Below are 17,705 nucleotides of genomic sequence, written 5' to 3' on the forward strand. Positions count from 1 at the left end.
TACCGTTCGACGCGTTGCACGCCGGTAGGAAAGAGGACTGTTGCGCATGACCAGCACACCAAGGGCCGTCGCTCCGAGGGCCCGGGGGGCCACGGTCTGGCTCACGGGACTGCCGAGCGCGGGCAAGACCACGATCGCCCGCCTGCTGGGCGACCGGCTGAGGGCCGAGGGACACCGCGTGGAGGTCCTGGACGGCGACGAGATCCGCCGCTTCCTCTCGGCCGGCCTCGGCTTCAGCCGCGAGGACCGCAACACCAACGTGCAGCGGATCGGGCTCGTCTCCGAGGTCCTGGCGCGCAACGGCGTCCTGTCCCTCGTCCCCGTCATCGCGCCCTACGCCGACAGCCGCGAGGCGGTGCGGCTGCGGCACGAGAAGAGCAGGACGCCGTACGTGGAGGTGCATGTCGCCACTCCGGTAGACGTGTGCAGCGAGCGGGACGTGAAGGGGCTCTACGCCCGGCAGCTGGCGGGCGAGCTGACCGGGCTGACCGGCGTAGACGACCCGTACGAGGTGCCGGTGGACCCCGCGCTCGTGCTGACGACGCGGGAGCAGACACCGAAGGAGTCCGCGGACGCGGTGTACGCGGCGCTGGCGGAGCGGGGGCTGGTGTGAGCGGGGCAGAAGGCACCGAGGGTGCGGGCATGAGCGTCAGGGCGTCCTTGATGCAGGCCGAGCGCGTGAACTGGGCTTCCCTGCGCTGCGGGTGCGGCAGGACGGGAGCCCACATTCCCGAGACCTTCGCTCAGTTGCTCGAGGCAAGCACGTCCCAAGAGTTGGCCGAGGCGTCCCTGGAGGGACACGGCCAAGCTGATCGACCGGGTCGGAAAGCGGGCGAAGCGCTGATGGGGCTGTGCCCCGGACGACGCTTCCGAGAGGGGGTGCCGGTAAGAACGCTGTCACCAGCCGCAAACGGCGGGCGTCACGTGCGGCGACGTGCGGCGGGGTCGCGTTCCGCGACGTGTCGGGCGACCGCGTCGACGCCGGGGCGGGCGTACCGCTCCAGGGAGCGGACGGAGGCGTGGCGGGAGCGGGCCAGCAGCATCGGCGTGGACGTGCAGTCTTCGGCGTCGTGTGTGAGGGCACTATGGCGGAGCCGGTGGAGTGTGAAGCCGTCCAGGTCCTCGATGTCCTCGTGTGAGGCGAGCGGGTTGGCCAGGAGCCGGGTGTTCTCCTCGAAGATCTCCTCGGCCCGGCGGTAGGAGAGCCGCGCCCGGCCAGTCTCCGGGCACACGTCGAGCGTCGGAGTCCCGGCAGCGGCCTTGCGGTCGGTGAGGAACAGCGGGCCACGGGTCCGGCGGGCGATGAGGCGGGGCAGGAGCTGGGCTGTGCCGGACTGCCAGTGAATCCACTCCGTCGCCCCGCCCTTGGCGGTGATCTTCCCGCGCTTGTCCTGCGGGTACAGGTCTTCCACGTTGAGGCACAGCACCTCGGCGGCGCGGGCCGCGGACTCGTAGAGCACCTTCCAGAACGTCTTCTCCCGCAGGGCGACGTCCAGGCGCCACAGGGCGGCGATCTGCTTCTCGGCCAAGGCCTTGGTGCGGTCCGGCGGCGCCGGCCGCCGCTCGATCCCGATCGTCGGGTCACCGATGATCCAGCCCTGGCGCTGCCACCAGCCGATCGCCTTGCGCGCGATGGACAGTTCGCGGTTGACGGTGTCGGCGTCCATCTCGTCCGCCCGCGCCGCCGCCAGCTCGGCCAGCACCTCGGGCAGCGCGGGATCGTCGATCGCGGCGACGGGGACGACGGGCGGCTTCGCGCCCCGGCGAGCGGGCCCGGTCGGCGCCGGTTCGCCGGCGAGCATCCACCCCCACGTCGTCAACGAGATCCGGTAGATCCGCGCAGAGGACTTCGCGATGCCCGCACCGGTGAGGTACCGCTCGACCGCTGCGGTATACGACGAGGGCGGGGCGGACAGCGGCACGACCCGGGCGCGCGGCAAACGCAGCACGCCCCGGCTCCCGAGTTCGGTCACCGGTTCGATCGCCACGCCCGTCCCGCCCTCCCGGCCCTGCCGCAGTAAATGCGTACACCTCGCCTGCGGCGGTCGGAGGGTCCGCCGCAGGTCGCGTTGATCACGGTAGAGGCTCTGCCGCAGTAAATCCGGCATTTACTGCGGCAGTCATCTGAAAGTGTGGGCGTCACGGATTGCAACGGCGGTTACCGACAGCTACTTGTCGGGTGGCGGCAGCTGTACGAGGACAAGTCCCCAGCACACATGGCGTGTTGGCGGCGGTCAGAAGGCTCGTTGCCGCAAGGCGCCAAGCGACCTCCGGATGACTGAGCTCCGGGGGGAGGGCACCGCTGGTCCCGGCGAACCTCGCGGCTGACTATCCCGCGCACTCCGACGGTCGTTGTCGGTGCAGCCCCATAACTTGGGGCCATGATGGAAAGATCTGATCACGTGTCCCGGGATGTGACTGCCTCGCAGGGGCTGGCTTCTTGGCGGGCGGACTGGACGTGCGGTTCCGGGTCGGACCCTCGGCTGCTGCGCTGCTTCAAGGGTCACGACGCCCCTGTGGTCGCGGTGGCGACGGCGGTTGTCGACGGGCGTCCGGTTGTCGTCTCGGCGAGCCGCGACGCGACGATGTGTATCTGGGACCTGGCGACGGGGGAACGGCTGCATACGCTGACGGCAGCTCTCTCCGACCCCATGTCGTTGTTGTCGCCCGAGTTCTTGGCCCTGGCCACGGTGGTGGTCGACGGGCAACCCCTGGTCCTCACGTGCCACGAGGACGGGACCGCAAGGCTGTGGGATCCGGAGACGGGGCGTTCTGCGGGCGAACTGGTCCTGGGTCTGGCGCGGTTGGATATGGACGGTCGGCACGTGGTGCTGGCCATCGGGGCGGACCGGACGCTGGGTGTGTGGGACCAGGCCACCGGCAGCCGACTGGGCGCATTCCCCTGGATGGCGGGCATGGGGGAGCTGGATGGACGCAAGGTCGTTGTCACATCTCCACCGGACCATCCAGCGCAGGTGTGGGACCTGGCCACCGGCCACGAGGTCGGCGAGTGCCTGCCGGCCGAGGGACCCTGGACACTCGAAGGGCGGCACTTCGCCGTAACCGATGAGGAGAGCCAGGCACCCCGTGTGTGGGATCTGGACCGCCACGTGCTTCTGGCAGCCGACCCGCAGGAGCTGCTGGCGGATACCGAGTGCCATGACGAATTGTCAGCCCTGACGGTCGTCGACGGGCGGGTCGTGGTCCTCAGCTTCGACTACGAGGAGGCACCGCAAGTGGTCGGAGACCTGGCTCCCATCGCTTTTCCCGACGGCCCGTCCGAGACCCTGATCCTGGAAGAGCGCAGTGTGGCGCTCGTCGTAAACGCGGACCAGACACTGCGCTTCTGGGACCTGCCGACGAGCCCCATAGGCCCTGACGGTACTCGGAGCATCCGCAGCATCCCTTTGGCAGCCGCTGAGGGGAAAGGGCTGATCAATGCCGACCCGGAAAACCGGGCTGGCCTGTGGACCCTGGTCTCCGCCCGAACGAACGGCCTGCTCGCCGTCGAGTTGCGCTGGGGAATCGGGGTAGGGGTCGCTTCCCGGAGTCTGGTGCTGGATGACCTGCCCGTCTCCCTCATCGCCGAATCGGACGGCACCATCACGGTGCGGCACGCGCGCAGCCTGTCACCTGCGGGCAGTGCGCTGACCGGTCACACCGATCGGGTGTGGGCCATCGACAGCGCTCCGGTCGGGACGCGAACCCTGGCGGTCACGACCTCCCGCGACCGCACCGTACGCGTCTGGGATCTCGCCACCGGCGAACAGGAGGGTGAGCCCCTCACCGGGCACACCGGCCAGGTGTGGGACGTCGCCACCACCGTTGTGGACGGACGTTGCGTCGCCGTCACCGCAGGGGAGGACCACACAGTGCGCACCTGGGACCTCACCGCTGCCCGAGGGGACGGTGACCGACTGCGTGCCGGACACACCGAATCAGTCCTGGCGGTCGCCACCGCGGTCGTTGACGGCGTCCCCGTGGTCGTCACCGCAGGCGCCGACCACACCGTGCGCACCTGGGACCTGACCACCGGCTCGCGGGCCTCCGACTCCCTGAGCGCAGAGGTGTCCGCCATGACGACGGCGGTGGTGGGCGGACACGCGGTCGTCGTCACGGCCACTCCCGACGCCACCCTGCACATCCTGGAGCTCGCCACCGGCCGACCGGTCCACCGCCCGTTTCCCAGCGGCCACGGCAGAGTCCTGGCCATCGCCTCGACGGCCCTGGACGGCCTGCCCGTCGCCCTCACCGCAGGCAGTGACCGCGTCGTGCGCGTCTGGGACCTCACCACCGGACAGCCCCTGGTCGCACCTCTCACCGGCCACTCCAGCCGTGTTACCACCGTCGCCACCGCGGTTCTCGGCGGACGGCCCGTGATGGTGACAGGCAGCTGGGACAAGACGGTGCGACTGTGGGACCTCCCCACTGGCCGACAGCTCGGTGAACCCCTGATCGGCCACACCGACTGGGTGACCGCCGTGGCCACTGCCACCTTGGGCGGAGCTTCCATCGCGATCAGCAAGGGCCGGGACCGGACGGTACGCCTGTGGAACCTGTCCACGGGGCAGCAGATCGGCAATGCCCAGGCCGCCGAGTCAGGCTCCGGCAATTCGCTGGCGGTCTCAGCGATGGCCGACGGACGGCTCGTCGCGGCCTTCGCCGATGACCACACCGTGCGGTTCCACGATCTCACCGCAGGGTGCCCGGCCGGTACCGACCACCTGCTCCCTTTCCCCGTGCACTCACTCGCCGCGGCACCGGGAGGGCGCTTCGTGGTCGGGTTCGGTTGTGAGGTCGCGGTGCTGTCGAGGACATCCTGACAAGCCAGGTCTCGCCAGGGTAGCGACGGTCCTCGCCGAGCCGCGGCTGTCGCTCCACACGGTCCGTCGGCAGGACGGACACAGAGGACGCCGGGAGGAAGCGGAACTGGCCGTCGACATAGTCCTGCACCGGACAGCGCTCGGCCACCCACCTGTGGCCGGGCGGCCCTGGAGGGAACCAGGCTCATGCGTTCTCCACGGGTGCTCGGGCAGCCTCGCTGTCCGCGCCTCGGGGCCCCGGAACGGTCACCTCGGCGAGGTTGAGGCGAGTGTCCATGTCGAGGTTCACGTCACCGTACGGGCGGACGTGGGACCAGAACAGCGGGGTCAGGCCGCGCCGGTCGGCGGGGGTGAGGAGGTCCGTCCATTCCGGTTCGCCGAGGATGTCCTGGAGCATCAGGGTGTTCACGTAGACCAGGGCGGATTGCAGGATGCGCAGGCACAGGACGAACATCTCCTGCTCGTCGCGCCGGTTCGAGGCGATCTCCCCGCCCTTCCCGTAGGCGATCACGGAGTTGGCGCCGTTGGAGGACTCCATTACGTTCAGGCCCTCCTCGATCTCCCGCTGAAGGTCGCGCAGCCGCAGGTAGCGGGCCACGAAGGTGGTCTTCTGTGCGCGGCCGACCTCCAGCATGGCCGCGTAGGTGGGGTGGGAGGCGTTGTGAAGCGGCGCAGGATCGCCTCGGTGGACGCGGTCCGCGTGCGGATCGCGGTCGCGTACTTGATCATCTCGCCCTCACCGGCACTGGCTTCACCGGGTACGGCGTCGTCCGTCTGGTCGGCCCCGGCGACCAGGGCGATGATCCGCTCCGTGCTCTGAACCGTGATCCGGGCTGAGATCCTCGCTGTCAGCATCTCCTCGGCCACTCGCAGCGCGGCACCCACGATCCGGTCACACCGCCCCGGAGTCGGCGGCTCGATGCTCTCCGTGCGGCAGCGGGCCAGCAGTTCCACCCGTACCTGCTCCGGCCGCCGCTCCTTGCACGCGACGTACTCGGCGAGCCAGCCGGTCAGCTTGTCCGCATCCGCAACGCTGGACTCACGAAAGCCCAGGTGCCCCCGGATCTGCGCGCGGTGGTACTCCACCGTCCGGCCGCTCCACTCGTACACGTCCAGCTCGGCGGCAGGCACCTGTACCTGCCGGGCGACGAACTCCACCGCCTCGCCCGGCAACTCGAATCGGCCCCGGGGAAACCGGCCGTACTGCGTATAGAACTTCAGCAACATGGCGAAGCCCAGTCGCGTCGCACCGCGCTTACCTGACACAAGCCCATGCTCGTCCTTCAACAGCGTCCAGTGCTCGACCAGGTCGTCCAGGTCCAAAGGGGTACGGGCCACGGTCGTCGATCGTCCTCTCGGGCCCCGCCCCGAGCAGCTGTACGACCCCGGACTCACCCACACGGGTGACATCCTCGCAAGATCACCGTTTGCGGCTGGTGACAGTGTTCTTACCGGCACCCCGAGAGGGCGGTATGAGAGTGCACAGGAGTCCTGTCGTCACCTGAACCCGTGGTGGTGCGGCATCCCAGCCGGTCGGCGGCCATGGGCCTCGTTCTGCCGGTCGTGATTCCTGTGCGTCGGAGGCCGCGCTGTCCGTCCGCTGTGGGTGTCACACCTTGCCGATCCCGGCGTCGACTTTCCTCTCCGAGGGCGGTCCAGGGCCCGGCAGCCAATTCGGCCGTGCGCCGTTCGATCTCCGCTCGCAGCCGGCGGCCGGCGGGGTGGCGGTGCCGTCGGAGTCCGGCAGGCCGCGGGCCGCAGGCCTCTGGTTGGAGTGCCGGTAGGAACTCTGTCACCGATCCTGCTGGCTTATTCGGTCATGCGGCGAGCCGTTGGTCCCCAAGGCTGGAAACGGGCCCGCACGGTCGGTCCGCCTGATTCGCCCGCCACCCGGGCGCGGGGGCGCGCGTCGAGCGCTGTCGAATACGCCTGTACGCGGATGGTGGCGGCGCGTGCGCCTGCGGGACCATTGCCTCTCCGTCACGCGGATCACGGGGGCGTCAGCCTTCCGTAACAGATCTCGTCCGTGGGCATCCCTGTGCCCGACCGGACACGTGGACACGCGCACATGGACGTTCGACTCCGGGGGTGGCCGACGATGTTTCCCGACCCTGCTCAGCAAGCGAGCCAGCAAGCCTTCAATGACTCCGTCAGGCGGCAGGCGAACGACCACCTGGACGCCATGCGCCGTAGCCAGGGCCGCACCGGGGGCCGCTCCGGTTCCGGTCTCGGCGGCCTGCTGAGGCTCCTGCTCCTCGTCGTGGTCGCCGCCGTCCTCGTGCGGAACCCTGAACTGCGCGCCGATCTCTGGACATTCGCCCAGAACGTGTGGACGGACGTCCAGACCCGCTAATGATCAGAATCGGTCCGGGTTCTGGGACGTTGGACGGGTGTGAGCGATCCGGTAGGGGACGCACGGCATCCAGGACCTTTGCCACGCCCGTGCCCGTCGTCCGCGTCGGCAGCCGGCGCAACCGCTCCAGCTCCGAGATCCGACGGCCTTCCGGAACGTGCAGCAGCGCCACCAGGTCGCTCACCACCCGGAAGGAACCGTCGTGAAGAACTTCCTGGCCCTTCTCGTGGCCTTGCTGCTTGCCGTCCTCGCCTACACCACCGTGCACAACGGCACTTTCGCCCTACCGTGGCAGGACTCGGGTGCCGGTTCCGGCTCCGCCGACGGCCGCAGCGGAAGCGGCGGCGGCTCGGGGTCGACCTCCGGCACCGAGACCGGCCCGGGCAAGGCCAGTCCGGGGAACAGCGGCAACAACGGCGGCACGACCACCGGGCCGGGCAGGAGCAGCAGCCCCACGCCCCCGGTCGGCCCGGCCCAGCTCGTTCCGGACGGACGGCCGTGCAGCGATGGGGCGAGCTGCGGCGTATACGGCAGCGGGTTCGCGCCCGGCGAGCTGGTCGACCTGTACTACACCTGGCCCGACCACAGCGGTGAGGTGAAACAGGCTACGAGGCAGGCCGATGACGCCGGGAGGATCGACTGGAGCGTCCTGCACGCCATCAGGGACAGCGGCACCATCCACGTCCGGGCGGTCGGTCAGACCTCTGGGCTCACCGCCACCACCAGCTACCACGACTCCGGCGCCTACTGACTTGCTACCGCCTCGCCTGAGTCTTCCCGCGGCACTAGGCGCATCCCCTTCCGTCTGAGGCGATCGTGTGGGACCTCGGCGGGTCCGGCGCGCCGGCGGTGAACGACCCTGGGCGGATCACCCTGCGCACCGCCGAGCCGCTCGCCCTGGACGACTACGGGGTCGCTCGGCGCACGGGCGCGTTCGTCCTGGTCGACCCGGCGGACGGCGCGACGCTGACGGCGGGGATGGTCGACCTCCCGGGGGCTCAACGCGTAAGCGTCAGACGGGGTTTGGGGGCGTCCGTGCGCCCGGTGCGCGGGGGCCGGCTGCCTGCCAGGTAGGGGGTCGGCCAGTCGGCGCCCGGCCCGGTGTAGCCCTGTTCGGCGGCCGCGTGCAGGGTCCAGTTCGGGTCGTGGAGGTGAGGTCGGGCGAGGGCGCAGAGGTCCGTACGGCCCGCCAGAATCAGCGAGTTGACGTCGTCCCAGGAGGAGATCGCACCGACGGCGATCACCGGGACGCCCGCCTCGTGGCGGATACGGTCCGCGAAGGGGGTCTGGTACGAGCGTCCGAACTCCGGTGTCTCATGGGCGACGACCTGCCCGGTCGACACGTCGATCGCGTCGGCGCCGTGGGCGGCGAAGGCGCGGGCGATCTCGACGGCGTCCTCGGCCGAGGTTCCACCGTCGGCCCAGTCGGTGGCGGAGATCCGCACGGTCATCGGCCGTTCCGCCGGCCAGACCCCGCGTACCGCGTCGAAGACCTCCAGCGGGAAGCGCAGCCGTTTGGTGAGGGAACCGCCGTAGGCGTCCGTGCGCCGGTTGGTCAGCGGGGAGAGGAAGCCCGACAGCAGGTAGCCGTGGGCGCAGTGCAGTTCGAGCAGGTCGAAGCCGGCCCGGGCGGCCCGCCAGGCGGCAGTGGCGAACTGTTCGCGCAGATCGGTGAGTTGGGCTCGCGACAGCTGGCGCGGGATCTGGCTGCCCGGCTTGTACGGCAGCGGGGAGGCGGCGACGAGCGGCCAGTTGCCGTCGGGCAGCGGCTCGTCCATGCCCTCCCACATCACCCTGGTCGAGCCCTTGCGCCCGGAGTGGCCGAGCTGCACGCCGATCGCGGTGCCCGGCGCCCGGGTGTGCACGAAGTCGGTGATCCGCCGCCAGGCGTCGGCCTGCCTGCCGGTGTAGAGACCGGCGCAGCCGGGCGTGATGCGCCCCTCCGGGGAGACGCACACCATCTCGGTCATCACCAGCCCGGCCCCGCCGAGGGCGCGGGCGCCCAGGTGCACCAGGTGGAAGTCGCCGGGGACGCCGTCGGTGGCGGAGTACATGTCCATGGGCGAGACGACGACCCGGTTGGGCAGGGTCAGGCCGCGCAGCCGGAACGGGGTGAACATCGGCGGTGTGCCGGGCGGGCAACCGAACTCCCGCTCGACGGCCTCGGTGAAGTGCGGGTCGCGCAGGCGCAGGTTGTCGTGGGTGACGCGGCGGCTGCGGGTGAGCAGGTTGAAGGCGAACCGGCGGGGCCGCTGGCCGACGTAGAGGCCGAGGTTCTCGAACCACTCCAGGCTGGCGCGGGCGGCCCGCTGGGTGGAGGCGACGACGGGCCTGCGCTCCTCCTCGTAGGCGGTCAACGCCGTGCGGAGATCCGGCTGTTCGCGCAGACAGGCCGCGAGGGCGAGCGCGTCCTCGACGGCGAGTTTGGTGCCGGAGCCGATGGAGAAGTGGGCGGTGTGGGCGGCGTCGCCCAGCAGGACGACGTTGCCGTGCGACCAGTGCTCGTTGGTCACCGTGCGGAAGGTGGTCCAGGCGGAGTTGTTGGACTTGAGGGAGCGGCCGCCGAGTGCCTCGGTGAAGATCTTGGCGCAGCGTGCCGTGGACTCGTGCTCGTCGAGTTCGTGGAAACCGGCCGCCTTCCAGACCTCCTCGCGCATCTCGACGATCACGGTGGAGGCGTCGGCCGCGTACGGGTAGCCGTGCAGCTGCATCACCCCGTGCTCGGTCTCGGCGATCTCGAAACGGAAGGCGTCGAGGGCGAGGTCGGCGGCGAGCCAGATGTAGCGGCAGCGGTGGGGGGTCACGTGCGGGCGGAACACGTCGGCGTACGCCTCGCGGGTGGTGCTGTGCACGCCGTCGGCGGCGATGACCAGGTCGTAGGTCTCGGCGAGCCGGGACGGGTGGGGGGCCTCGGTGCGGAAGCGCAGGTCGACGCCGAGCTCGCGGCAGCGGTCGTGGAGGACCTGCAGGAGGCGGTGCCTGCCCAGGGCGGCGAAGCCGTGGCCTCCGGCGGTGTGACGGGTGCCTCGGTGGACGATGTCTATGTCGTTCCAGCGGACGAAGTCGCGTTGGAGGGCCGCGTGGACGACCGGGTCGGCGTGTTCTATCCCGCCGAGGGTTTCGTCGGAGAGGACCACTCCGAAGCCGAAGGTGTCGTCGGGGGCGTTGCGTTCCCAGAGGGTGATCTCTCGGGTGGGGTCCAGGCGTTTCAGCAGCGCGGCTGCGTAGAGGCCGCCGGGGCCACCGCCGATGATCGCGACTCGTGGCGGGTGGGGGGTCCTGTCGGGCGGCCGCGGGATTGTTGCGGCCGGCCGTGCCCCTGAGGTGGGCGTCCCCGGAGTCGGCTTCGTCATCGGCCCCGCCACTTCGGAGGGCGCTTTTCCGTGAAGGCCGCGTGGAACTCCGCGTAGTCCTCGCCGTTCATCAGCAGTGCCTGGGTCGCGGCGTCCAGTTCCACCGCTGCCGCCAACGGCATGTCGAGTTCGGCCGTCAGCAAGGCCTTGGTCTGGGCGTACGCCAGGGCCGGGCCGTCGGCGAGGCGGCGGGCCAGTGCTTGTGCCGCCTTGTCGGCGTCGCCCTCCTCCGTCAGTTCGCTGATCAGGCCGATTCGCTCGGCCTCGCAGGCGTGGACCGGGTCGCCCAGCATGAGGAGGCGGGTGGCGTGGCCGAGGCCGACGACCCGGGGCAGGAGGTAGGCGGCGCCCATGTCGCCGCCGGAGAGGCCGACCCGGGTGAAGAGGAAGGCGAAGCGGGCGGTGGGGTCGGCGATCCGGAAGTCCGCGGCGAGGGCGAGCACCGCTCCGGCGCCGGCGGCCACCCCGTGCACGGCCGCGATCACCGGGAACGGGCACTCCCGTACGGCCCGCACGACCTGGCCGGTCATCCGGTTGAAGTCCAGGAGCTGGGCGGTGTCCAGGGCCAGGGTGGCGCCGATGATCTCGTCGACGTCGCCGCCGGAACAGAAGCCGCGGCCCTCGCCGGCCAGCACCATGGCGCGGACCGACCGCTCCCGGGACAGCTCGGCGAGCAGGTCGCGCAGGTCGGCGTAGGCGCCGAAGGTGAGGGCGTTCAGTTTCGCGGGGCGGTTCAGCGTGACGGTGGCGACGCCGTCGGTGTGCTCGACACGGAGGTGTTCCCAGTGGGCGGTGCGCGCGGCGGATCCGGTGAAGGGACTCATCAGGGCGGCCTCCTCGACGGTCACTCCTGAAGTTATCACTGATATGTGACTGTCGTCACGAGGGCGCGATATGGCGGTGTCGGGGCGAGCGCCGATCACAGTGTCACCGCTCGTCAATAACGCGGTAACAACGGGATCGGGAAGGCGGGAGGGGCCGTTGTCCGGGGTAAGCCACCTGTCAGCGGGACCGAAGGTCCCGTACGGCGCCCTTTGAGCGTCGCCGCCGGGGGCCCCGTACCATTCCTCAAAGTTGAAAGCAGGACCGCCTGATGTCGATCACAGGACCCTGCGCCATGAACGGACTCGCCTTGCAAGATCGTCCCTCCGACTCGACCGCCTCCTGGCGGATCGCACTGCCGCACTCCGCCGCGGCCGTGCCGGTGGCCCGTGCACTGGTCCGTACGGCGCTGGCGGAGCTGGAGCACGGCGCGGACAGCGACACCGCGGAGCTGCTGACGGCCGAGCTGGTCGCGAACGCCGTGGAGCACACCGCTGTCGGGGACGCCCCGATAGAGCTGGTGGTGGAGTTGCGGCCGACCGGCTGCCAGGTCGAGGTGCACGACCACGACCCGATGCCGCCGGGGGACCTCACCCGGCCGTCCGGCCAGGAGCCCGACCCCTGGCAGGAGCACGGGCGCGGGCTGCTGCTGATCCGCGCCCTCAGCTCGTCCTGCGGGCACCGACCGACCGAGAAGGGCAAGGCGGTGTGGTTCAGGCTGGCCGCGGTTCCGCCGCAGTGGCGGCCGCGTCCGGAGTGACCTGCGGGTGCGGGTTTCAGGCCAGGGTGGCCACCAGCACGGCCTTGATGGTGTGCATACGGTTCTCCGCCTCGTCGAAGACGACCGAGTGCGCCGACTCGAACACCTCGTCCGTGACTTCCAGCGACTCGAGGCCGTGGGTCTCGTGGATCTCGCGGCCGACCTTGGTGCCGAGGTCGTGGAAGGCCGGCAGGCAGTGCAGGAACTTGACGTCGGGGTTGCCGGTGGCGCGCAGGACGTCCATGGTCACCGCGTACGGGACGAGGGCGGCGATCCGCTCGTCCCAGACCTCCTTGGGCTCACCCATGGACACCCAGACGTCGGTGGCGACGAAGTCGGCGCCGAGCACGCCCTCGGCCACGGACTCGGTGAGTGTGACGCGGGCGCCGCTGGTCTCGGCGAGCTCGCGGGCCCGGTCGACGATCTCCTGGGCGGGCCAGTAGGTCTTGGGGGCGACGATCCGTACGTCCATGCCGAGCAGGGCGCCGGTGACCAGGTAGGAGTTGCCCATGTTGAACCGGGCGTCGCCGAGGTAGGCGAAGGCGATCTCCGTGAGGGGCTTGGCGCTGTGCTCGGTCATGGTGAGGACGTCGGCGAGCATCTGGGTGGGGTGCCAGTCGTCGGTGAGTCCGTTGTAGACCGGGACGCCCGCGTACGCGGCCAGTTCCTCGACCTTCTGCTGGCTGTCGCCGCGGTACTCGATGCCGTCGTACATCCGGCCCAGGACGCGCGCGGTGTCCTTCACGGACTCCTTGTGGCCGATCTGGGAGCCCGACGGGTCGAGGTAGGTGGTGGAGGCGCCCTGGTCGGCGGCGGCGACCTCGAAGGCGCAGCGGGTGCGTGTCGAGGTCTTCTCGAAGATCAGCGCGATGTTCCGCCCGCGCAGGTGCCGGCTCTCCGTCCCGGCCTTCTTGGCCGCCTTCAGCTCGGCGGCCAGCTCGATCAGGCCGCGGAACTCCTCCGCCGTGTAGTCCAGCTCCTTGAGGAAGTGGCGGCCGGCGAGGGCGGTCGGGACTGTCGCCATGGGGGCGCTCCAGGGGTACGGGAACAGGACCATGGAACTCTATACGATGATTAGCATTTCTATACAGTGACTATACGGGCGCCCGTTCGACCGGACAGCTCATGCAGCGGGGTCCGCCCCTCCCCCGGCCCAGTTCGCTGCCCGGGATCTCGATCACCTCGATGCCCTGTTTGCGCAGGTGGGTGTTGGTGGTGGCGTTGCGTTCGTACGCGATCACGACACCGGGTTCGACGGCGAGGACGTTGCAGCCGTCGTCCCACTGCTCACGCTCGGCCGCATGCACGTCCTGGGTGGCGGTGAGCACCCGGATCTCACTGAGGCCGAGGGCGGCGGCGATCGCCCGGTGCATGTGCTCCGGCGGGTGGTCGGTGACCTTCAGTTCCTTCTCGCCGACGCCGGGTTCGATGGTGTACGAGCGGAGCATGCCGAGGCCGGCGTACTGGGTGAAGGTGTCGCCGTCGACCATCGTCATCACGGTGTCGAGGTGCATGAAGGCACGGCGCTTCGGCATGTCGAGGGCCACGATGGTCTGCGCCGAGCCGGCGGCGAACAGCTTGTGGGCGAGCAACTCGACGGCCTGCGGGGTCGTCCGCTCGCTCATCCCGATCAGCACCGCCCCGTTGCCGATGACGAGGACGTCACCGCCCTCGATCGTGGAGGGGTAGTCGGCCTGCCCCTCGGACCAGACGTTGAACGTTTCACCACGGAACAGGGGGTGGTGCCGGTAGATCGCCTCGAAGTGAACGGTCTCGCGCTGCCGGGCGGGCCAGCGCATGGCGTTGACGGCGACTCCGTCGTAGATCCAGGCGGAGGTGTCACGGGTGAAGAGGTGGTTGGGCAGCGGGGCGAGAAGGAACTCGTCGAGGTCCATGACATGGAAGCGCACGGAGACCGGCTCGGGATGCGCCTCGAGGAACTCCCGCTTGGTCATGCCGCCGACGAGGCTCTCGGCCAGGTCGGCCGCGGGCAGGGTGTCGAAGGCGGCACGGAGGTGGTCGGTGGCGAGCACCCCGTACTCCTTCTCGTCGAAGACGCGGTCCAGGACGAGGGCGCGGGCCGCCGGGACCTCCAGGGCCCCGACGAGCAGATCGCCGAAGAGGTGGACGGCGACACCGCGGTCGCGCAGCGCGTCGGCGAACCCGTCGTGCTCGGCGCGCGCCCGGCGCACCCACAGCACGTCGTCGAAGAGGAGCGCGTCCTTGTTGCTGGGGGTGAGCCTTTTGAGCTCGAGATCCGGCCGGTGCAGGATGACGCGGCGCAGCCGCCCGGCCTCGGAGTCGACTTGGAATCCCATGCCTCCATCCTGACCATCGGGGACCGTCTTCACCCGCGGTGCGACCGTTTCCCCGCCTCTTATTTTCGTCCCCTTGACGACAACTGGTCGGCTCGATTATCGTCGCATTGACGAAAAACACGAGGGCGAGGGGGATCACTCCATGGCCGACATCACCCGGCGGCTGGGCTGGCGCCATCTGCGCGGCGCCCCGACGGCACACATCCGCCACCACCGCTCGGGCACGCTGGTGCACGACGGCCCCGGGCTCAGCTTCTGGTTCCGCTCGTTGACCGCGGCGCTCTCCGAAGTGCCGGTGGACGACCGTGAGCTGGCCATGACCTTCCACGCCCGTACGGTCGACTTCCAGGACGTCACCGTGCAGGCGACGGTGACCTACCGGATCAGCGACCCGGCGGTGGCCGCCGCCCGCCTGGACTTCTCCATCGACCCGGACACCGGCAGCTGGCGCGGCGCGCCCCTGGAACAGCTCGGCACGCTGCTGACCGAGACGGCCCAGCAGCACGCGCTGGACGTCCTCGCCCGTACGCCGCTGTCGGCGGCGCTGGTCGACGGGGTCGCCTCGGTGCGGGAGCGGGTCGCCGCGGGGCTGGCGGCGGAGCCGCGCCTGCCCGCCACCGGCATCGAGGTGGTCGCCGTCCGCGTGGTCGCGCTGCGCCCCGAGCCCGAGGTGGAGCGCGCGCTGCGCACACCGGCCCGCGAGCAGATCCAGCAGGAGGCCGACCGGGCGACGTACGAACGGCGGGCGGTGGCCGTCGAGCGCGAACGGACCATCGCCGAGAACGAACTGGCCAGCAAGATCGAACTCGCCCGGCGCGAGGAGCAGTTGGTCGAACAGCGCGGTACCAACGCCCGCCGCGAGGCGGAGGAGAGCGCGGCCGCGGACAAGGTCCGGGCGGAGGCCGAGGCGACCCGCACGGTACGACTCGCGGAGGCGGAGGCCGCCCGCGCCGTACAGCTCGCCCGGGCGGAGGCGGAGGCGGCGCGTGAGGTGGGCCAGGCGCGGGCCCAGGCGCAGGCGGCCTGGCTTCGGGTGCACGCGGAGGTCGATGTCGCGACCCTGCACGCCCTGACCGGAACCCGGCTCGCGGAGAACCTGCCGCGCATCGACAGCGTGACCATCTCGCCGGACGTGCTGACCGGGCTGCTCGCCAGGCTGGGAGCACCTCGGTGAGCCTCGCCCCGCGGGCCGTGCTCGTCCATCGCACCACGGAGTACGAGGAGTTGGTGGCCCGGCACGGCACGCACGGCCAGGCCGCCTTCTTCCTCTCCTCTCGGGGCCGGGACATCGAGGAGATCGCCGAACGCCATCGCCGCACCCGGCGTGCGCTGGCCGAGGTGACGGCGGCGATCCCTCTGACCTGGCGTCAGACACGGGTGGAACGTACCGACCTGGACCGCTTCCTCTTCGCCCCCGAGGATGTGGTGATCGTGGTCGGCCAGGACGGTCTGGTGGCGAACGTCGCCAAGTACCTCGCCGGACAACCGGTGGTGGGCATCGACACCGACCCCGGCCGCAATCCGGGCGTCCTGGTCCGCCACCGCCCGGGGGACGCCGCCGCGCTCCTGCCCTCGGTGCTCGCGTCCGCCACCGGTGTGTCCGAGCTGACCATGGTCGAAGCAGTCGCCGACGACACACAGCGCCTGCTGGCCCTCAACGAGATCTACCTCGGCGCCGCCGGTCACCAGACCGCCCGCTACCGCCTGGGCCTCGAGGACGACGGGGGTGTCGTCGAGGCCCAGGCCTCCTCCGGGGTGCTGATCGGCACCGGCACGGGAGCCACCGGCTGGATCCGCTCGGTCTGGCAGGAGCGGGGCGGAGGCCTCCGGCTGCCGGGGCCCGCGGAGGAACGGCTCGTGTGGTTCGTACGGGAGGCCTGGCCGTCGCCCGTGACGGGGACGTCATGGGTGGCGGGCGAGCTGGCCGGCGGCGGCCGGCTGACCCTCACCGTCGAGTCCGAGCGGCTCATCGCCTTCGGGGACGGGATCGAGGGCGACGCGGTGGAGCTGACGTGGGGGCAGACGGTGCGGGTGGGGGTGTGCGGGGAACGGTTGCGGCTGGTGGGGTGACGGGCGAGCCCATGAGCCAATAGGGCGAAATGTACGGCTCCGGCGGCGGGTCGTCCGGCACGGCGTGGGACATCCCTGGTAACGCCCCCACTCTGCGACAGGAGCCCGCCTTGCCCCACATACGCATGATCCCGAGCGGATGGCACGCCCGCTGTGCCCTCACCGGGATCCTCACGGCCGTCGCCGTCCTGTGCGGGATGCTGCCCGCCGGAGCGCGCGACGGACTGTTCTGGATCACGCTGCCGTCCATGCCCACGGCTCGTTCCCAATTGGCCTCGGCCGCCGCGCCCTGCCCGCGTGGCCAGACCGGGAGCTGTCTCTACGCGGTGGGCGGTACCACCGGCGGCTCGACGCTGGCCACGGCGGAGTCGTACAACCGGCGCACCAACGCCTGGTCCACGCTGCCGCCCCTGCCCGCGCCCCGCAGCGCCCTAGCGGCGGCTGCCGCGCCCTGCCCGGACGGGCTGGGCGGGACCTGCGTGTACGCCCTCGGGGGTTCCGGCGTCAGCGGCGCGGTCACGTTCTACAACCCTGCGGTCAACGCCTGGGGAACCGCCACACCGCTGAAGACGGCCCGCAGGTCCTTCGCGGCGGCGTCCGCACCCTGCCCCGCGGGACAGGGCGGGATGTGTGTCTACGCGGTGGGCGGTGTCGGCTCCTCCGGCGCCCTGGCGACCGTGGAGTCCTTCAACCCGGTCACCAGGTCCTGGAGCACGGTCGCGTCACTGCGCGCGGCCCGGTACTCCCTGGGCGCCGCGGCCGCCCCCTGTCCGGCGGGGCAGACGGGCATCTGTGTCTACGCGGTGGGCGGGTTCGACGGCAACAAGCACGCCACGGGCACGGTGGAGTCCTACAACCCGGCCACCCGCGCCTGGAGCCAGGTGGCGTCGTTGCCCGTTCCCAGAGGAGCTCTGGGAGTGGCCGCCAGCAGCTGCCCACCGGGACAGCAGGGCACCTGTGTCTACGCGGTGGGCGGCGCGACCGACACGGCGCTCCTGGCCGACGCCGAGTCGTTCAACCCGGCGTCCAACGCCTGGACCACCCTGCCGTCGCAGCCGGGGCCCCGCTCGAACACCGGAGCCGCGGCGCTTCCGTGTCCCGCCGGGGTGACCGGCAACTGTGTCTACGTCGTCGGCGGCGTCACGAACGCCGGCGAGGTGGCCCGACTGGAGGCCCTGGACCCCCCGTCGGCCACCCGACGCTGAC

The 17,705-nt window shown here is 70.8% G+C and carries 15 protein-coding genes and 1 pseudogene; 9 read left to right on the forward strand and 7 right to left on the reverse strand.

The features are described 5' to 3' along the window. Window positions 1-46 precede the first annotated feature (46 nt). Window positions 47-613 carry an adenylyl-sulfate kinase gene (gene cysC / locus ACIBVL_RS28690; protein WP_399101351.1) on the forward strand — a complete coding sequence of 189 codons (567 nt, stop codon included), beginning with the start codon at window positions 47-49 and terminating at the stop codon, window positions 611-613. A gap of 307 nt (window positions 614-920) precedes the next feature. Here cysC and ACIBVL_RS28695 read toward each other — a convergent pair whose 3' ends face one another. After that, window positions 921-1,988 carry a tyrosine-type recombinase/integrase gene (locus tag ACIBVL_RS28695; RefSeq protein ID WP_399101353.1) on the reverse strand — a complete coding sequence of 356 codons (1,068 nt, stop codon included), beginning with the start codon at window positions 1,986-1,988 and terminating at the stop codon, window positions 921-923. Between the two features lie 393 nt (window positions 1,989-2,381). On the opposite strand from ACIBVL_RS28695, the gene ACIBVL_RS28700 reads away from it, so the two are divergent. Then, complete coding sequence (locus ACIBVL_RS28700) at window positions 2,382-4,823, forward strand: WD40 repeat domain-containing protein (protein ID WP_399101355.1); 2,442 nt, start codon at window positions 2,382-2,384, stop codon at window positions 4,821-4,823. A gap of 184 nt (window positions 4,824-5,007) precedes the next feature. Here the strand turns inward: ACIBVL_RS28700 and ACIBVL_RS28705 are convergent, their stop codons facing one another. Both ACIBVL_RS28705 and ACIBVL_RS28710 read right to left on the reverse strand, forming a co-directional pair. Further along, a complete protein-coding gene (locus tag ACIBVL_RS28705) occupies window positions 5,008-5,457 on the reverse strand; it encodes a Tn3 family transposase (RefSeq protein WP_399101357.1) in 450 nt (149 codons plus the stop codon). After that, complete coding sequence (locus ACIBVL_RS28710; RefSeq protein ID WP_399101359.1) at window positions 5,367-6,161, reverse strand: DUF4158 domain-containing protein; 795 nt, start codon at window positions 6,159-6,161, stop codon at window positions 5,367-5,369. Before ACIBVL_RS28710 ends, ACIBVL_RS28705 begins: the two co-directional genes overlap by 91 nt. Before the next feature lie 844 nt (window positions 6,162-7,005). Here ACIBVL_RS28710 and ACIBVL_RS28715 point away from each other — a divergent pair. The 3 genes and pseudogenes from ACIBVL_RS28715 to ACIBVL_RS28725 form a co-directional block, all read left to right on the forward strand. Then, a complete protein-coding gene (locus ACIBVL_RS28715; protein ID WP_399101850.1) occupies window positions 7,006-7,176 on the forward strand; it encodes a hypothetical protein in 171 nt (56 codons plus the stop codon). A gap of 202 nt (window positions 7,177-7,378) precedes the next feature. After that, window positions 7,379-7,927 (forward strand): hypothetical protein, encoded by a 549-nt coding sequence (locus ACIBVL_RS28720; RefSeq protein ID WP_399101361.1) that lies wholly within the window; start codon window positions 7,379-7,381, stop codon window positions 7,925-7,927. A 56-nt stretch (window positions 7,928-7,983) separates the two neighbouring features. Beyond that, window positions 7,984-8,250: pseudogene (locus tag ACIBVL_RS28725) on the forward strand (hypothetical protein); the annotation flags it as partial. On the opposite strand, the gene ACIBVL_RS28730 reads toward ACIBVL_RS28725, so the two are convergent. Both ACIBVL_RS28730 and ACIBVL_RS28735 read right to left on the reverse strand, forming a co-directional pair. Continuing rightward, window positions 8,175-10,529, reverse strand: coding sequence for a bifunctional salicylyl-CoA 5-hydroxylase/oxidoreductase (locus tag ACIBVL_RS28730; RefSeq protein WP_399101363.1), 2,355 nt, complete (start codon window positions 10,527-10,529; stop codon window positions 8,175-8,177). The pseudogene ACIBVL_RS28725 and the gene ACIBVL_RS28730 overlap by 76 nt on opposite strands. Continuing rightward, window positions 10,526-11,353 carry an enoyl-CoA hydratase family protein gene (locus ACIBVL_RS28735; protein WP_399101365.1) on the reverse strand — a complete coding sequence of 276 codons (828 nt, stop codon included), beginning with the start codon at window positions 11,351-11,353 and terminating at the stop codon, window positions 10,526-10,528. The genes ACIBVL_RS28730 and ACIBVL_RS28735 overlap by 4 nt, the downstream gene beginning before the upstream one ends. 293 nt (window positions 11,354-11,646) lie before the next feature. Here ACIBVL_RS28735 and ACIBVL_RS28740 point away from each other — a divergent pair, with 293 nt between their 5' ends. Next, window positions 11,647-12,111: an ATP-binding protein gene (locus ACIBVL_RS28740; protein ID WP_399101367.1), complete on the forward strand. Its 465-nt coding sequence runs from the start codon at window positions 11,647-11,649 to the stop codon at window positions 12,109-12,111. A 16-nt stretch (window positions 12,112-12,127) separates the two neighbouring features. Here ACIBVL_RS28740 and argF read toward each other — a convergent pair whose 3' ends face one another. Then, the gene (argF, locus tag ACIBVL_RS28745; RefSeq protein WP_399101369.1) at window positions 12,128-13,135 is read right to left on the reverse strand and encodes an ornithine carbamoyltransferase; all 1,008 of its coding nucleotides are present in this window, start codon (window positions 13,133-13,135) and stop codon (window positions 12,128-12,130) included. A 70-nt stretch (window positions 13,136-13,205) separates the two neighbouring features. Beyond that, complete coding sequence (locus ACIBVL_RS28750) at window positions 13,206-14,429, reverse strand: arginine deiminase (RefSeq protein ID WP_399101371.1); 1,224 nt, start codon at window positions 14,427-14,429, stop codon at window positions 13,206-13,208. A 142-nt stretch (window positions 14,430-14,571) separates the two neighbouring features. Between ACIBVL_RS28750 and ACIBVL_RS28755 the strand changes: the two genes are divergently transcribed. The 3 genes from ACIBVL_RS28755 to ACIBVL_RS28765 all read left to right on the forward strand — a co-directional run bounded on the left by ACIBVL_RS28755 (window position 14,572) and on the right by ACIBVL_RS28765 (window position 17,704). After that, window positions 14,572-15,603: an SPFH domain-containing protein gene (locus tag ACIBVL_RS28755; protein ID WP_399101374.1), complete on the forward strand. Its 1,032-nt coding sequence runs from the start codon at window positions 14,572-14,574 to the stop codon at window positions 15,601-15,603. Then, entirely contained in the window at window positions 15,600-16,499 is a 900-nt protein-coding gene (locus ACIBVL_RS28760) for a hypothetical protein (RefSeq protein ID WP_399101376.1), read from the forward strand. Before ACIBVL_RS28755 ends, ACIBVL_RS28760 begins: the two co-directional genes overlap by 4 nt. Before the next feature lie 110 nt (window positions 16,500-16,609). Then, window positions 16,610-17,704: a Kelch repeat-containing protein gene (locus ACIBVL_RS28765; protein WP_399101378.1), complete on the forward strand. Its 1,095-nt coding sequence runs from the start codon at window positions 16,610-16,612 to the stop codon at window positions 17,702-17,704. Window position 17,705 lies beyond the last annotated feature (1 nt).

The organism is Streptomyces sp. NPDC049687, assembly GCF_044465285.1.
In the GTDB taxonomy this organism is placed as follows: Bacteria; Actinomycetota; Actinomycetes; order Streptomycetales; family Streptomycetaceae; genus Streptomyces.

What these genes read in the sequence shown, in the direction of transcription:
- ACIBVL_RS28700 (WP_399101355.1), top strand. Translation starts at nt 2,382, where the DNA reads ATGATGGAAAGATCTGATCACGTGTCCCGGGATGTGACTGCCTCGCAG.
- ACIBVL_RS28715 (WP_399101850.1), top strand. Translation starts at nt 7,006, where the DNA reads ATGCGCCGTAGCCAGGGCCGCACCGGGGGCCGCTCCGGTTCCGGTCTC.
- ACIBVL_RS28755 (WP_399101374.1), top strand. Translation starts at nt 14,572, where the DNA reads ATGGCCGACATCACCCGGCGGCTGGGCTGGCGCCATCTGCGCGGCGCC.
- ACIBVL_RS28705 (WP_399101357.1), bottom strand. Translation starts at nt 5,457, where the DNA reads ATGCTGGAGGTCGGCCGCGCACAGAAGACCACCTTCGTGGCCCGCTAC.
- cysC (WP_399101351.1), top strand. Translation starts at nt 47, where the DNA reads ATGACCAGCACACCAAGGGCCGTCGCTCCGAGGGCCCGGGGGGCCACG.
- ACIBVL_RS28730 (WP_399101363.1), bottom strand. Translation starts at nt 10,529, where the DNA reads ATGACGAAGCCGACTCCGGGGACGCCCACCTCAGGGGCACGGCCGGCC.
- ACIBVL_RS28740 (WP_399101367.1), top strand. Translation starts at nt 11,647, where the DNA reads ATGAACGGACTCGCCTTGCAAGATCGTCCCTCCGACTCGACCGCCTCC.
- ACIBVL_RS28735 (WP_399101365.1), bottom strand. Translation starts at nt 11,353, where the DNA reads ATGAGTCCCTTCACCGGATCCGCCGCGCGCACCGCCCACTGGGAACAC.
- argF (WP_399101369.1), bottom strand. Translation starts at nt 13,135, where the DNA reads ATGGCGACAGTCCCGACCGCCCTCGCCGGCCGCCACTTCCTCAAGGAG.
- ACIBVL_RS28750 (WP_399101371.1), bottom strand. Translation starts at nt 14,429, where the DNA reads ATGGGATTCCAAGTCGACTCCGAGGCCGGGCGGCTGCGCCGCGTCATC.